General features: G+C 63.8%; 14 protein-coding genes. 1 reads left to right on the top strand and 13 read right to left on the bottom strand.

Annotated features, from left to right (window positions below; translation table 11 throughout):
- Positions 1 to 11: 11 nt before the first annotated feature.
- From AC2ETI_RS26060 to AC2ETI_RS26105, 10 genes are all read right to left on the bottom strand, one after another.
- Positions 12 to 491: an arginine repressor gene (locus AC2ETI_RS26060; protein ID WP_019748604.1), complete on the bottom strand. Its 480-nt coding sequence runs from the start codon at positions 489 to 491 to the stop codon at positions 12 to 14.
- Positions 488 to 1,438 (bottom strand): ornithine carbamoyltransferase, encoded by a 951-nt coding sequence (gene argF, locus AC2ETI_RS26065; RefSeq protein ID WP_019748605.1) that lies wholly within the window; start codon positions 1,436 to 1,438, stop codon positions 488 to 490. The genes AC2ETI_RS26060 and argF overlap by 4 nt, the downstream gene beginning before the upstream one ends.
- A complete protein-coding gene (locus tag AC2ETI_RS26070) occupies positions 1,435 to 2,634 on the bottom strand; it encodes an acetylornithine transaminase (RefSeq protein ID WP_020969719.1) in 1,200 nt (399 codons plus the stop codon). Before AC2ETI_RS26070 ends, argF begins: the two co-directional genes overlap by 4 nt.
- Positions 2,631 to 3,554 (bottom strand): acetylglutamate kinase, encoded by a 924-nt coding sequence (gene argB, locus AC2ETI_RS26075; protein ID WP_019748607.1) that lies wholly within the window; start codon positions 3,552 to 3,554, stop codon positions 2,631 to 2,633. The genes AC2ETI_RS26070 and argB overlap by 4 nt, the downstream gene beginning before the upstream one ends.
- Positions 3,551 to 4,762 (bottom strand): bifunctional glutamate N-acetyltransferase/amino-acid acetyltransferase ArgJ, encoded by a 1,212-nt coding sequence (gene argJ / locus AC2ETI_RS26080; protein WP_020907877.1) that lies wholly within the window; start codon positions 4,760 to 4,762, stop codon positions 3,551 to 3,553. Before argJ ends, argB begins: the two co-directional genes overlap by 4 nt.
- 59 nt (positions 4,763 to 4,821) lie before the next feature.
- On the bottom strand, positions 4,822 to 5,892 hold the full coding sequence (gene argC / locus AC2ETI_RS26085) for an N-acetyl-gamma-glutamyl-phosphate reductase (RefSeq protein ID WP_019748609.1): 1,071 nt from the start codon (positions 5,890 to 5,892) through the stop codon (positions 4,822 to 4,824).
- A 38-nt stretch (positions 5,893 to 5,930) separates the two neighbouring features.
- The gene (locus AC2ETI_RS26090) at positions 5,931 to 6,392 is read right to left on the bottom strand and encodes a hypothetical protein (RefSeq protein WP_483634619.1); all 462 of its coding nucleotides are present in this window, start codon (positions 6,390 to 6,392) and stop codon (positions 5,931 to 5,933) included.
- Between the two features lie 116 nt (positions 6,393 to 6,508).
- Positions 6,509 to 7,444 (bottom strand): NAD-dependent epimerase/dehydratase family protein, encoded by a 936-nt coding sequence (locus AC2ETI_RS26095; RefSeq protein WP_030245831.1) that lies wholly within the window; start codon positions 7,442 to 7,444, stop codon positions 6,509 to 6,511.
- Positions 7,441 to 8,352 carry a bile acid:sodium symporter family protein gene (locus AC2ETI_RS26100; protein WP_483634620.1) on the bottom strand — a complete coding sequence of 304 codons (912 nt, stop codon included), beginning with the start codon at positions 8,350 to 8,352 and terminating at the stop codon, positions 7,441 to 7,443. Before AC2ETI_RS26100 ends, AC2ETI_RS26095 begins: the two co-directional genes overlap by 4 nt.
- Positions 8,352 to 9,671 (bottom strand): flavin-containing monooxygenase, encoded by a 1,320-nt coding sequence (locus tag AC2ETI_RS26105; RefSeq protein WP_483634621.1) that lies wholly within the window; start codon positions 9,669 to 9,671, stop codon positions 8,352 to 8,354. Before AC2ETI_RS26105 ends, AC2ETI_RS26100 begins: the two co-directional genes overlap by 1 nt.
- A 56-nt stretch (positions 9,672 to 9,727) precedes the next feature.
- Here AC2ETI_RS26105 and AC2ETI_RS26110 point away from each other — a divergent pair, with 56 nt between their 5' ends.
- The gene (locus AC2ETI_RS26110) at positions 9,728 to 10,792 is read left to right on the top strand and encodes an Lrp/AsnC family transcriptional regulator (RefSeq protein ID WP_483634622.1); all 1,065 of its coding nucleotides are present in this window, start codon (positions 9,728 to 9,730) and stop codon (positions 10,790 to 10,792) included.
- A 58-nt stretch (positions 10,793 to 10,850) separates the two neighbouring features.
- Here the strand turns inward: AC2ETI_RS26110 and pheT are convergent, their stop codons facing one another.
- From pheT to AC2ETI_RS26125, 3 genes are all read right to left on the bottom strand, one after another.
- Entirely contained in the window at positions 10,851 to 13,337 is a 2,487-nt protein-coding gene (gene pheT / locus AC2ETI_RS26115) for a phenylalanine--tRNA ligase subunit beta (protein ID WP_483634623.1), read from the bottom strand.
- A 60-nt stretch (positions 13,338 to 13,397) separates the two neighbouring features.
- Complete coding sequence (gene pheS / locus AC2ETI_RS26120) at positions 13,398 to 14,468, bottom strand: phenylalanine--tRNA ligase subunit alpha (RefSeq protein ID WP_003944109.1); 1,071 nt, start codon at positions 14,466 to 14,468, stop codon at positions 13,398 to 13,400.
- 170 nt (positions 14,469 to 14,638) lie between these two features.
- A complete protein-coding gene (locus tag AC2ETI_RS26125; RefSeq protein ID WP_007736261.1) occupies positions 14,639 to 15,469 on the bottom strand; it encodes a TrmH family RNA methyltransferase in 831 nt (276 codons plus the stop codon).
- Positions 15,470 to 15,479 lie beyond the last annotated feature (10 nt).

The raw sequence follows: 15,479 nt of genomic DNA on the forward strand, positions 1-15,479 counted from the left end.
AGAATAAGGGGTCAGGCGAGCGATTCGATCATGGCCGCGAGTTCCGCTCCGGAAAGCGGTTCTCGGGCCACCACGAAGATGGTGTCATCTCCGGCGATCGTTCCCACGATGTCGGGCATCGAGGACCGATCCAGTGCGCTCGCGAGGTAGTGCGCGGCTCCCGGCGGTGTCCGGAGAACCGCCATGTTGCCGCTGAAATCGGTGGAGACCAACAGCTCACCCAACAGCCGTGAGAGGCGGTCGGTACCGCCGGACACACCGCGTACCGGGTTCCCGTCCTCCGGCACCACGTAAACACCGGCGCCGCCGTCAGCGGCACGCAGTTTCACCGCTCCCAGCTCTTCGAGGTCACGCGAGAGGGTGGCCTGCGTCGCTTCGATGCCCTCGGCACCGAGCAACGCCGCCAACTCCGTCTGACTTCGGACGGGATGCGCCGCCAGCAGCGCGATGATGCGCGACTGGCGACCGGCCCGAGTGGGAGCGACGCTCACGCCTGGTCCAGTTGGGTTCGCTGTTCCAGCAGCCACACGAGCAACGCCTTCTGGGCGTGCAGACGGTTCTCCGCCTCGTCCCAGACGACGCTCTGGGGTCCGTCGAGAACCTCGTCGGTGACCTCTTCGCCGCGATGGGCCGGCAGGCAGTGCAGGACGACAGCCTTCGGATCTGCTTTGGCGAGCAGTTCCTTGTTGATCTGGAACGGGCGGAAAGGTCCGACCCGATCGAGCCCGTCGTTCTCCTGACCCATCGAGGTCCAGGTATCGGTGACCAACGCGTCGGCACCGACGACGCCGGCCTGCGGGTCCTGCGTCAGCGTGATGGTTGCACCGGTTTCCGCGGCGCGTGTGCGCGCTGCTGCCACTACCCAGTCCGCCGGTTCGAAACCCGCGGGACTTGCGATGGTGACGTCGATGCCTGCGGTGACTCCGCCGAGCATCAGCGAGTGAGCCATGTTGTTGGCGCCGTCGCCCAGGTAGGTCAGCTTCAGTCCCTTGAGCTCACCCTTCTGCTCGATCAGCGTTTGCAGATCGGCCAGAACCTGACAGGGATGAAATTCGTCGGACAACGCATTGACGATGGGAATCGTTGCACCCGTTGCCATTTGCTCCAAGCGCTTCTGGCCGAACGTGCGCCACACGACGGCGTCGACATAGCGGGAGAGTACGCGTCCGGTGTCCGCCAACGTCTCTTCACGACCGAGTTGGGTACTGCGCCCGTCGACGACGACGGCGTGGCCGCCCATCTGCGCGATACCCATCTCGAACGAGAAACGTGTACGCGTCGAGTTCTTCTCGAAGATGACGCCGACTCCGCGAGGACCCTCGAGTGGACGCCGAGCGAACGGGTCCTTCTTGAGAATCGCAGCGAGTTCCAGAACTTCGGCCTGCTGCGCCGGAGTCAGATCGTCGTCCCTGAGAAAGTGTTTCACCACGGTAGTCACTTCTCCCCCGGCTGGTCAGCCGATAGTGCACTGTCGAAGATGGCAGGTAGTGCTGCCACGAAGGTTTCGGCCTGCTCATCCGTGAGGATGAGCGGCGGCGCCAACCGGATCACTCCGGGTTGCGCTGCATTCACAAGGTACCCGGCTTCGCGCGCGGCATTTTCCACCGCCGGCGCGACGTCCTCGGTCAGCACGACACCCAGCAACAGTCCTGATCCCCGCACGTAGTCGACCAACGGATGGCCCAGATCTTCGATGCCCGCCGAGATCGATTTGCCCAAGCTGTCGGCGCGTGAGATCAGGTCTTCCGCTGCAATGGTTTTCAGCACGGCGAGCGCCGCCGCAGCGCACACCGGATTGCCACCGAACGTCGTACCGTGCTTGCCCGGTCCGAACAACTCTGCCGTTGCTCCGGTCGCGATGCAGGCGCCGATCGGCATTCCGCCGCCGAGTCCCTTCGCAAGAGTGATGACGTCCGGCACGATGCCGACTGCCTGATGTGCGTAGAACCAGCCGGTCCGGCCGATGCCGGTCTGAACTTCGTCGAGTACGAGCAGCGCACCACGTTCGGCGGTGATCCGCCGAGCCTCGACTAGGTATCCCTCGGGTGGCACCACGACGCCGCCCTCACCCATGATCGGTTCGAGGAACACAGCAGCGGTGTCGGAATCGACTGCCCGCTCCAGTGCCTCGACATCGCCGTACGGCACGAACTCGACACCGGCGGGCATCGGTTCGAACGGCGCCCGCTTGGCCGGCTGACCCGTCAGAGCGAGTGCCCCCATCGTGCGACCGTGGAAAGAGCCCTCGGCCGCGATGATCTTCTTCCGGCCAGTGGCGCGAGCGAGCTTGAAGGCAGCCTCGTTCGCCTCGGTACCGGAGTTGCAGAAGAACGCGCGCCCGGTGACGTTGCCGAGATGAGCGAGCAACTGCTCCGCCAACTCGACGACCGGCTCGCTGGCGTACAGGTTGGAAACATGGCCGAGTGTCGACAACTGAGTAGTGACGGCTTCGACGACGGCCGGATGTCCGTGCCCGAGGATGTTGACGGCGATTCCGGCAAGGAAGTCGACGTACTGCTTGCCGTCGGCGTCGGTGAGTACGGCGCCGTCACCGCGGACGAGAGCAACCCGGGGTACGCCGTAATTGTTCATCAGCGAAGCGGACCACCGCTGCTGCAGATCGATCGTGCTCATGAAGTAGCTCCCTGCTGGGGACCGGCGACCGAGGAGCCGGGCACGACCATCGTGCCGATTCCTTCACCGGTGAAAAGTTCGAGTAGGACTGAATGTTCGAGCCGGCCGTCGATCACGTGCGCCGACGGCACACCTCCGCGCACCGCGCGAAGGCAGGCCTCCATCTTGGGCACCATGCCGGCATCGAGACTCGGCAACAACTGGGCCAGGGCGTCGGTGTCGATTTCGGTGGCCAGCGAGGATCGGTCCGGCCAATCGGTGTACAGGCCTTCGACGTCGGTGAGGACAACGAGCTTCTCGGCACCGATCGCCTCGGCCAGTGCGGCAGCGGCGGTATCGGCGTTGATGTTGTGGACGACGCCGTCGGCATCGGGCGCGATGGTCGAGACCACCGGAATGCGTCCTGCCGCAATGAGATCGAGTACCGCGTCTGGGTTCACGGTGGTGACGTCTCCGACCAGGCCGATGTCGGTCTGCTCCCCCTCGACCGCAACAGTGCGTCGAGTAGCGGTGAACAGGTGCGCATCTTCACCGGAGATACCGACCGCGTACGGACCGTGCGCGTTGATCAGGCCGACGAGTTCACGGCCCACCTGACCGAAGAGCACCATCCGGACGACGTCCATCACCTCGGGCGTCGTGACCCGGAAACCACCGCGGAACTCACCCTTCATGCCAAGGCGTGCCAGCATCGCGTTGATCTGCGGGCCGCCGCCGTGCACGACGACGGGGTGGATGCCGACAGTCCGCAGGAACGCCATGTCCGCGGCGAAGGCGGTCTTGAGTGTCTCGTCGATCATGGCGTTTCCGCCGTACTTGACCACGACCACCTTGTCTCGGAATCGCTGCAGCCACGGCAGCGCGTCGGCGAGGACATGCGCCTTCTGATGCTCGCTGATCACGGGATACGTCTCGGTCATGACGAGTACGCCGAGTTCTCTTCGACGTACGCGTGCGAGAGGTCCGTGGTGCGAATGCTCACGGACTCGTTGCCGATTCCCAGGTCGATGTCGAGTTCGATGTCGATCCCGCTCAGGTCCACCTCACGCGCTCCCGGAGCGCCGACGCCGTCGATGCAGACGGGACTCCCGTTGAAGGACACACTGATTCGATCGGGATCGAGCTCGATGGGAGCGATACCCACTGCTGCGAGGACGCGGCCCCAGTTCGGATCGGATCCGAACAGTGCCGTCTTGACCAGGCTGTCGCGGGCGATGGTGCGGGCGCCGATCAACGCATCGGACTCGGACGCTGCGCCGCGCACCGTCACCTTGACCCGCTTGGTGACGCCCTCGGCGTCTGCCATCAACTGATCCGCGAGATCGTCGCACACTGCGAAGACCGCGGCGTTGAGTTCGTCCTGGGTCGGTGTGACACCGCTGGCGCCGGAGGCCAACAGGAGCACCGTGTCGTTGGTGGACGTGGCGCCGTCGACGTCGAGGCGATCGAAGCTCAGGTGGGTGGCGGCGCGCAGAGCGGTATCGAGCTGCTCGGCCGTTGCGACAGCATCGGTCGTGACGACGCACAGCATCGTCGCCAGTGCGGGCGCGAGCATGCCTGCACCCTTGGCCATTCCGCCGACGTTCCACTTGTTCGCGTGGTGCAGCGACGCCTGCTTCGGCACGGTATCGGTGGTCATGATCGCGTATGCCGCGTCGGTGCCGCCGGAGATTCCGCCGGCCAGTTCGTGCACTACCTCGGTGACACCGGGGATCAGCTTGTCCATGGGCAAGCGGTCACCGATCAGGCCGGTCGAACAGACGGCGACCTCGATCGCGCCCGTCTCGGTTCCCCAATTGCTCAGTGCCGAGGCAACTTCCTCGGCAGTCTTGTGCGCATCCTGGAATCCGCCTGCACCGGTACACGCGTTTGCGCCGCCCGAGTTGAGCACGACCGCGCGCAGCTTGCCCGTCGTCAAAACCTGCTGAGACCACAGCACCGGAGCGGCCTTGACCTTGTTCAGGGTGAAGACACCGGCAGCGGCCAGATCGGGTCCCTCGTTGAGCACCAATGCGAGGTCCGACTTGCCACTCTTCTTGATACCGGCAGCAATTCCGGCACCGCGGAATCCGGCAGGTGCGGTGACGCCCTGTGTGCGGAGCAGCCGTCCCCCGGCGACGTGAACCACGTCTGCAACGGTCGCGTCAGGCTCGGTTGCGTTGTCGATCTGCTGCGGATTGTCGGTGCTCACGGAGCTACTCCCACGGTAGAGAGACCTGCGGTCTCGGGTAGGCCAAGGGCGAGATTCATCGATTGCACCGCGCCACCGGCGGTGCCCTTGGTGAGATTGTCGATTGCCGAGATGACAACGAGCTGACCGGCGTCGGCGTCAACGGTGACCCCGATCTGCACGGCATTGGATCCGATCACGGCACCGGTCTGCGGAAAGACTCCGGCAGGCAGCACGTGAATGAACGGCTCGTCGTTGTATGCCTTTTCGTAGATTTCGCGCGCTTGCTCTTCGGTGGCCGTGGTGGCTGCCGTGCAGGTCGCGAGGATGCCGCGCGGCATGGGCGCGAGGACTGGAGTGAAAGAAACACTGATGTCCTTGCCGCCTGCGGCCGAGAGATTCTGAATGATCTCAGGGGTGTGGCGATGGACACCTCCGACACCGTATGCGCGGACGGAGCCCATGACCTCGGAACCCAGCAGATCGGCCTTCGGCGCCCGGCCGGCGCCCGAAGTGCCACTGACCGCAACCACGTTCACGTGTGAGTCCACGATCCCCGCGGCAACGGCGGGGGCCAGCGCGAGGCTCGCTGCCGTCGGGTAGCAGCCCGGAACGGCAATGCGGGTTGCGCCTACCAATTTCTCACGGGCACCGGGCAATTCAGGAAGACCGTATGGCCAGGTACCGGCATGAGTGCTCTTGTAGTACTTCTCCCAGGCTGCGGGATCCTGCAGCCGGAAGTCCGCGCCGCAGTCGATGATGACCGTCGACTCGGGCAGCAACTTGGCGTACTGAGCCGAATTTCCGTGTGGGAGACCGAGGAAGACGACGTCGTGACCCGAGAGGATTTCGACAGTGGTCTCTTCGAGTACCCGCGAAGAGAGTGGGAGCAAGTGCGGATGATGCTCACCGAGCGTCGAACCGGCGTTGCCACCGGCGGTCAGCGAACCGATCACCAGACTGCCGTCGGCGTAGGACGGGTGCCCGAGGAGCAGACGCAGAACCTCACCACCGGCGTACCCACTGGCGCCGGCAACGGCGACTCTGATCGGCTTGCGTGCGTTCTCGGTCGTACCACCTTCAGTCATGTCACACAGTATGCATCATTGTGCATCGGAATGCATAATTACTTACCCATGGATCGCCGGATCTCCTCGAGCTTGGCTTTTGCGGCCTTCTGGCGCTCGTCCCACTGCTCGTCGACGGATTTTCCGGCAGGACTCTTGTGTGCCAATTCGGCCGAACCTATGGAAGTACCGAAGCGCCCCTCTATCTTCTCCCGAACACGGTCGAAAGTGGGGACTCCCCCTTCGGTGTAGTCGGGTTCGGGAATTCTCGGGTCGGTCGCAAGTACCACCGGGACGTCGATGATCTCGTCGACCTCCACAACGGTGTCGGGCAGTTCGACTTCTTCGGCGTCGGTGATCGTGTTGTCGTCCTCTACACGGTGCGACTCGAGGCTCGCGGCAGCGGTGTCCACCACGGAAAGAAGGACCGACAAGCTCGGACGACGCTCGACCACTGCGCGAACGACCGCGAGGAAGTCCTTGTCGTCGAGTGCACTGGCGGCCTCGACTACCTGGTGCACGGAACCATCGTGCTCGGACCCATCATGTTCGGGCCCATCATTTCGTGACACTGTCAGTCCCTTCTCGAAATGCCGACGGACAACTCCGATCCTTCCACGACTGTCTGCCGAAGGGGTCAGCGTGAGGCGAGGTAAGCGGCAAACGCGTCCTCGCTCGAATATGCGGGGACGTACCCGAACTGTTCCTTGAGCCGCCGATTGTCGAGAACGGGTCGGTACTGGAGAAATCCGACGCGCTCCGGACCGTGTTCCGTTACGCCCAATCGCCGTCCGACGCGTAGAACGCCTCGCAACAGCCATGCAGGAAGCGTCACCGTGCGCTTGCCCATCCGGGAAGCCAACTCGTCGACGGTCAACGCGCCGTCGCCCGCGACATTGAAGATGCCCACTTGGTTTCCGGTCACGGCCTCCGCAAAAGCGCCCGCGACATCGGTGTGCCAGACAAACACGAAGGGGCTGTCGCTCCCGGCAACCTTGAGCAGCTTGCGGCGATCGAACAACGCGGTGATCTGATTGTCGACGCTCTCACCCAAGATCGTGCCGATCCGGAAGACAACTTGTTCCAACTCCGGGTGTTCGACGCGATATTCGGCGAGCATCTCTTCGACCAGGCGTTTGTGGCGACTGTAAGTGAATTCGTCGTTGCCTCGGACAGGTACGTCCTCGGTGATCCACGGTGGGTTGTCGGAGTGGTAGCCGTACGCCGCTCCGGACGAAGACACGACGAGCCGTCCAACCCCGTGTTCGACGCAGGCCGCGAGCACGTTTCGTGTCCCGTCGACGTCGACGCGGTACTCCTGCTCTGCTGTCGTGTTCTTGCCGGGATTCACGATGGACGCAAGGTGGATCACGACGTTCGGTCGGTACTGACCGAACACCCGCCCCAATTCTGTGGGGTCGCAGACGTCCGCCCTAACGCGGCGGATGCGATCGTCCGGCGTGTCCTTGACCGTGAGGTCGGCACAGACAACGGTGATGCCCTGCGCGATCAGTGCGTCGATGACAGCGGTACCCAGGAACCCGTTCCCGCCCGTGACGAGTGCGACGGTCATGCCGGTACCGCCTTTCGGGCGCGTCGCTTGGACCAGATCGTCGCCAGAGCCAACCCGGCGATGATGTCCCAGATTCCCCACCAGCCGACCACGACGGCCATGCCACCGAGCCCGTCGAAGAACGTGAACACCAGGCCAAGCCCCAGTCCGGCATTGCGGATGCCGACCTCGAAAGAGACGGCGCGACGGCTGTATTCGTTCAACCCGGTGACGGCGCCGCAGAAGTATCCCAGTGCGAGGGCAACCGTGTCGTGCAGGAAGACCGCAAGCAGTACCACCCCGATGTAGTCGACGAAGTACGACGCATTCCCTGACACCCCCGCGACGATGAAGATCAACAACGCCACCAACGAACCGTTTTTCACCCACGGCTGCGCTTTCGCGGCGATCTCCGGGAACTTTTGTGCCGCCCAGATGCCGAGAACGAACGGCACACCGATGATCAGGGCGATTTGCGCGACCATCTCGAGCGCATTCAGGTTCACGGACTGCAACAGAGCGTCGGTCTCCGGGCGTCGGCTCCCCCAGAACGCGAGATTGAGCGGCATGAGGAAGATCGCGAAGACGTTCGACACCGCCGTCATGGACACCGAGAGTGCGACGTCGCCGCCCGCCCGGTGAGTCAGGACATTCGAGATATTGCCCGGCGGGCAGCACGCCACCAGGATCATGCCGAGCGCTACCGAGGGAGCGGGCGAGAGAATCAGCGTCAGCAGAAAAGTCACTGCCGGTAGCAGCAGGAACTGGGCAGCGATACCCACCGCCATCGCCTTGGGTTTGGTGAGCGCACGACGGAAGTCGTCGACCGAGGTGTCGAGGGCGATCCCCAGCATGATCGCGGCCAGCACCACGTTGAGGATCATCAACGATCCCGGGTTGAAGTTGAGCACCACGTCATCGATCGGCATCACTGTCCTCCCTTCGTCAGAGCGGCATCGAGCAGTCCGATGTGCCGCCTGATCGTTGATCGGTAGGCGTCCTTGTTCACGTAGTAGGCCATTCGTCCCAGCTTCAGGTACTTGTATCCCCCGGACAGATCGGGAGGAGGGCCGGCCGCCGCTGCCGAGAATTCGCGCGCCGCGGCGGGGGCTTCGGTGCGTGCGGTGATCAATTTGGCCACCAACTCGGCCTGCTCGAAACGGCCCTGCCACCCGAGACCGGATGCTTCGACCATGCCGAGCACAAAGAGATTGTCGTGGCGGCGACTCGCGACGTTGAGGAACAGGTCCGGGGCAGCGCCCGACCAGTCCAGGTCCTCGCGCGCGATGAAGGGATAGTCGAGGTGATACCCCGTGGCGCAGAGAACGAGGTCGTAGTCGGCAGACGATCCGTCGACAAACCGCACCGTCTTCCCCTCGAACCGGTCGACGTCGGCGCGCACGTGCACGTCACCGTGCCCGATGTGGTGCAGGATCAACGAGTTCACGACCGGATGCGATTCGTAGATCTTGTAGTCCGGTGCCGGAAATCCGAACCGCACCGGATCTCCCGTGAACTGCTTGAGTACCAAGGTGTCGACGCGTTGTTTGATCCACGGCGGCAACGGCTTTCCCTGATTCAAGGTGTCCGAGGGTCGTCCGAACAGATACTTGGGGACGAAGTAGTAGCCTCGCCGAACGCTTAAATCGACGCACTCGGCCTGGTGGACGGCATCGACGGCGATGTCGCATCCACTGTTGCCCGCTCCGATGACCAGTACCCGCCTTTCGCGGAAGATCTCGGCGCTGCGGTACTCGCTCGTGTGCATCAACGTGCCGGTGAAGTTGCCCCGGAACGTCGGTACGTTCGGCTTCGACAGCGTTCCGTTCGCGATGATCACGCCTCGATACCGCGCGACTGTCGTCTCACCGCTGCGACTACGCGTGGTGACCTGCCACAGCGAATCGACCAGCGAAACGTCGATGACGGTAGTGCCGAAGGCAAAGTGCCTGCGAAGATCGTGGGTATCGGCGTAGTCGCGGAAATACTCGGCAAGTTCGACGTGGCTCGGGTAGTCGGCAACCGAATCCGCCATCGGGAACTCCGCGAATGCGGTAGTGCCCTTCGACGAAATGAGGTGCGCCGACTCGTAGACGGTGCTGTGCGGGTTATCGATGTCCCAGAGCCCACCGACGTCGTCGTGGCTCTCGAAGCCGTCGAACGCTATGCCGGCTCGATCGAGGTTTCGCGCGCCGGCCAATCCAGACGGACCCGCTCCGATCAGCGCGTACTTGCCCTCGGTGCTCATGGGTCGAGCGTCGCAGATAGTTCGAATCTTGCGGCAATGTGCAGGATAATGACGTTATGAGCGCACTCGATGCCGACAACGATCGCGGGATAGATGAAATCGATCTGAGGATAATCAATGCGCTGCAGCTCGCACCGCGATCGAAGTGGCTTTCGTTGGCCGGCCCACTCGAACTCGACGCCGCGACTCTGGCCCGGCGTTGGAATCGACTGTCCGAATCGTCGTTGGCCTGGGTCACGGTTACTCCGGGGCCACAGGTGCTGGGCACCATCGTCACAGCGATCATCGAAATCGATTGCTCACCAGAACTTCTCGACACCGTCGCGGCACGTCTCACCATCTTGGCCCACGCCGTGACCATCGAAGTATCAACAGGTAGAGCCGATCTGCTCGTCACAGCCGGTACTGCGGACTTGGCGTCGATGTCGCGCTTCATCTCGGAAGAGATCGCAACCATCGACGGCGTACTCGCGACACGAACCTCGATCATCACACGCTGGTTCACCGAAGGTGGGCGATGGAGACTCAATGCGCTGGCACCGTCCGAGAAGGGTGTGCTGACCACCAGCGAAAACCGTACTGCCGTGCGCGCTCGGTCGACCGGCATTTCCGAAAAGGATCGCAAGGTTCTCACGATCCTCGCCTACGACGGGCGCACTCCCATGAAGGAGTTGGCCGACGCGATCGGTGTCAGTCCGGCTGCGTGCAAACGCCAGATCGACCGGCTCACGTCTTCGGGGTTGGTGGCGCTGCGGTGTGAATTTGCCCGGCCGCTGGCCGGGCTTCCCGTGCTCGCCACACTGTGGTGCCGCGTCGAACCCGAACTTCTCGATACGGCGGGCCGATTACTGAGCCGAGCGCCGGAAGTCCGAAACTGTTTCGCGGTGGTGGGCGCCGACAACCTGGTGGTGCAGTTGTGGCTGCATTCTCCTGCAGAACTCGATGCATTCGAAATTCGTCTGCGCAAGGAGATTTCGGGGCTTTACGTCACCGAACGATCCATCGTGCTGCACCTGCGCAAACTGCTCGGTCACGTACTCGATCAGGACGGGCGCAGAACCTCGACGATCGCCCCGGATGTGTGGTTGCCGAGCCGCACCGATTCACCGGAAAACCGATAACACGACAGAGCCCACGACCACCGGGAGTGGACGTGGGCTCTGTGATCAGTTGAGTAGATCAGCCGCGCATCTGCGCACCGACGGCCTTGGAGGCAGCCTCGACCGCGGCATCGCGAGCCGCGCTTGCCTCGTCCTCGGTCAGTGTCCGGTCGACACCACGGAATCGCAACGCGAACGCGAGCGACTTGCGGCCTTCACCGACCTGCTCGCCCTCGAAGACGTCGAAGAGGCGAATGTCTTCGAGAAGTTCGCCGCCGCCGGAACGCAGAGCTTCCTGGACCTTCGCCGCAGGAATATCGCGATCGACAACAACCGCCACGTCCTGGAGCACTGCGGGGAAGGGCGAAATGCGCGGCGCCGGCAGGTTCTCGACCAACGGCAAAGCGTCGAGGTCGATCTCCAGTGCACAAGTGCGCGCAGGCAATCCCGCACGCTCGAGAACAGCCGGATGCAGTTCGCCCGCATGACCGACTACGTTGCCGTCAACGACAACCTCGGCGCAACGGCCGGGATGCCACGGCAGGTACTGCGCCGCACGCAGTTCCACCTCGACGCCTGCTGCAGCTGCAATGACCCGCACTGCTGCAAAAGTGTCCGAAGCCTCGGCCTGACGGCCAGGACCCCAGGGGCCGCTCGGCTCACGCAAACCACTCAACACTGCAGCGATGTGCACGGGCTGAGCCGGCAACGACGCGATCAGGTTCGCGATCTGCTCGTCCGTCGGGCGACGATCCACCGGCAATGCATCCACCGGCTTGGTATCGGGGCCCGGCAGGACAACCTGCGCGATGCCGTACAGCGAAAGATCACGCTGACCGCGAGAAGCGTTGCGAGCCAGGATCTCCAGCAGACCCGGGAGCAGCGTGGTCGCCAACTCCGGACGATCGGCTTCGAGCGGGTTGAGGACCTCGCTGGTGTTGCGGCGCGGATCATCCGCGTCGAGGCCCCAGACGTCGAAGACGTTGGTGGGCAGGAAGACCGGAGGAAGTACCTCGACGTAACCGGCGTGAGCCACGGCCTTCGACACCGTGCGCTTACGCCGCTGCGACTGAGTCAATCCGCGTCCGGCCGGAGCGGCGGGAAGCACCGACGGGATCTGCTCGAGACCTTCGAGGCGAAGAACTTCCTCGACGAGGTCCGCAGGCTGCACCAGGTCCGGACGCCACGACGGCGGCGTCGCGACCAACTGGCCGTGTCCCTCTTCGCTGACGCCGACCTCGACGTTGCAGCCAACCTGGGTGAGGCGGCGAGCTGCGGTGCCGTTGGGGTACGTGACTCCGGCGACACGATCGGGCAGGTCGATATCCATGCGAATGGCAGCGCTAGGGGCAACATCGCCCACGTCGGTCAGGACCGGCTCGATCCGTCCGCCGGCAATCTCGACCAGCAGAGCGGCTGCGCGGTCGACGGCCGCGAGCGGAATCGCCGGATCGACGACGCGCTCGAAACGCTTGCTCGCCTCACTCGGCAGCTTGTGCCGGCGCGCCGTCTTGAAGACTGCGAGCGGATCCCAAGTAGCTCCTTCGAGGAGGATGTCCGTCGTTGCCGTTCCCACCTCGGTGGTTGCGCCGCCCATGACGGCAGCCAGCGAGATGACTCCGGAATCGTCAGCGATGACAACGTCTTCGGGATCGAGCGTGCGTTCGACGTCGTCGAGCGTCGTCAGCTTCTCCCCCGCCTTGGCGCGACGGACCACCAGGTCGCCCTGCACCGAGGTCGCATCGAACGCGTGCAGAGGTTGGCCGAGTTCGAGCATCACGTAGTTGGTGACGTCGACGGCCGGCGAGATCGGGCGAACACCCGAGAGCAGAAGTCGACGCTGCAGCCACCACGGGCTCACTGCCTGCGGATCGATACCCGTGATCTTCCGCATCACGAAACGCGAAGCCTTGGACTCCGGTTCGAGGCGCACCGGCCAGGCTTCACCCTCAGCCGGGTGCGCGGGAACCGAAGCGGGATCGGCGTATTCGAGATCGAAGCCGCACGCGAGCTCTCGCGTAAGACCACGGACCGAGAAGCAGTAGCCACGGTCCGGGGTGATGTTCAGTTCGATGATCGTGTCACCGAGACCGAGCAACTCGTTGCCGTCGGCGCCGGGTTCGGCGGTACCAGGCTCGAGCACCAAGATGCCCGAATGGTCTTTGCCGATACCGAGTTCCGAGACGGAGCAGATCATGCCGTCGGACACCTGGCCGTACGTCTTGCGAGTGGCGATTTCGAATCCGCCGGGCAGCACCGCGCCGGGCAGCGCAACGACGACGAGGTCACCCTCGTTGAAATTGCGTGCGCCACAGACGATGCCGCGAGGCTCGGGTTCGCCGACCTCGACCTGGCAGAAGCGGATCGGCTTCTTGAACTCGGTCAGTTCGGTGATGGAGACGACCTTGCCGACGACCAACGGGCCGTCGATCGCCTCGAGTGTGTCGAGTTCCTCGACTTCGAGTCCCACCCGGACGAACCCGGCGTCCAGCTCTTCCGGGGTCACCTCCCAGTCCGGAGTTGCCCGCTGCAGGATCTCGGTCAGCCAGGATTGCGCTACTCGCACGTCTGCTCAGCTCTCTCGTTTGTCGATAAGTCTTTGTGAAGGTTCCGCGGACCGGATCGGTCAGCCTGCGACACCGAAGGGCAGCGTGAAACGCACGTCACCTTCGACGATGTCGCGCATGTCCGGGATACCGTTGCGGAACTGCAGGGTCCGCTCGAGGCCCATGCCGAATGCGAAACCCGAGTACTCGTCGGGATCGATACCGCTGGCGCGCAGAACGTTCGGGTTGACCATGCCGCAGCCGCCCCACTCGACCCAGCCGGCGCCGCCCTTCTTGTTCGCGAACCAGACGTCGACCTCGGCCGACGGTTCCGTGAACGGGAAGTAGTTGGGGCGCATACGGGTACGCGTCTCGGGGCCGAAAAGGGCACGAGCGAACGCGTCGAGAGTCCCGCGCAGGTTGGCCATGGTCAGGCCCTTGTCGACGGCCAGGCCTTCGACCTGCGAGAAGACAGGCGTGTGGGTCGCATCGAGTTCATCGGTGCGGAACGTGCGGCCCGGGCACACCACGTAGATCGGCACCTCACGCGAGAGCATGGTGCGGACCTGCACCGGCGAGGTGTGGGTACGCAGCACCTGGCGAGAGTTCTCGGGTGCCAGGTGGAAGGTGTCCTGCATCGTGCGCGCAGGGTGATCCGGCAAGAAGTTGAGTGCGTCGAAGTTGAAGTGCTCGGTCTCCACCTCCGGACCCTCGGCAACTTCCCAACCCATCGCGACGAATACGTCGGCGACCTGCTCGGAAATCAGGCTGATCGGGTGACGCGCCCCGACGGGGTGGCGATCGGAGGGCAAAGTGACGTCGATCGCCTCGGCAACCAACACCGCGGCGTCACGCTCGGCGAGGAGGACCTCACGACGAGCGTCGTACGCGTTGTTGATCCGAGTGCGGAAGATGTTGACGCGCTTACCGGCGTCCGCCTTTTCCTTGCCCGGAAGGCTGCCGAGTCCCCGGCGCGCGAGGGCGATCGGGGACTTGTCCCCCAGGTGCTCTACCTTGACGTGCGCCAGCGCGTCCAGGTCAGCGGCGTCCGCCAGCGCCTTCTCGGCGTTCTCAGCCGCAGCGGTCAACGCCTCTTCGGTGAGTACACTCGCGTCGACCTCCGGCGGTGTCGCGCCCTCATTTTTGGCCACGGCTGTGACGCTCCTGTCGCTTCTCGGTTTACTTCTCGTACTGCGTGCTTCTTGTACTGCTTACTTCTTGTACTGCGAGCGAGCATTCGAACTCGCTCGAGCATTGTCTCTGCTCTTGTATTGTCTCAGGCTTCCGCAAATGGGATTCCGTGAGGTCTTCGCGTGCGTTTTCAGCCGTGATCGGTGGCGCGATTTTGCACCCGCGCGCTTGCGTACAGGCAAATTGCCGCCGCTGTCGCGAGGTTCAAGCTTTCGGCGCGGCCATGGATCGGAATCCTGACCCGATGATCAGCCTGTGCGGCGATCGCCGGATCGAGACCGTGAGCTTCGTTACCGAACAGCCAGGCCGTCGGCTTGCTCAGCAACTCGTCGGCCTCGTCGAGATCGACCTCGCCGTCAGCTGCAGTCGCGAGAATCTGAATGCCCGCTGCGCGAATCTGCTCGATCACCGACACCGTGTCTCGATCGCGGACGACTGGCAGGTGAAAGAGGCTGCCCGCCGACGAACGAACGACCTTGCCGTTGTGCGGATCGACGCTGTCACCGGCGAGGATTGCCGCATCGGCACCCACTGCGTCGGCGATGCGAATGACGGTGCCCGCGTTACCTGGTTCGTTGACCTCGACCGGCACTGCGAGCAGTCGGGTCTCCTGATGGACGGCTGCGCTCAGCGGTACATCCAGTAGATCGCTGACGGCAACGAGACCGGGCGGCGTGACGGTATCGCTCAGAGCTTTGATTGCTCGATCGGTCACAAGAGCAACACGAACTCCAGCGGTCAGCGCCCGATCGATGACGTGCTGATAGCGCTCGGCTGCGTCCTCGGTGTAGAAGAGGTCGTGTACCGGGCGGGCCTCGCCGTTCGAGAGTGCACCGTTCAACAGTTCGGTGACCGAGTTCTCGCCCTCGACGAGGAAACGTCCTGCTTTGCGTCGTTCTGCTGTGCGCAGGAGCTTGACAGCAGAAACGACCCGCGGAGTCCGCTCGGTGAGCGGGTCCACGGGCCGTTGC

The sequence above is a fragment of the Rhodococcus sp. MurmanLake-1 genome (assembly GCF_056945715.1).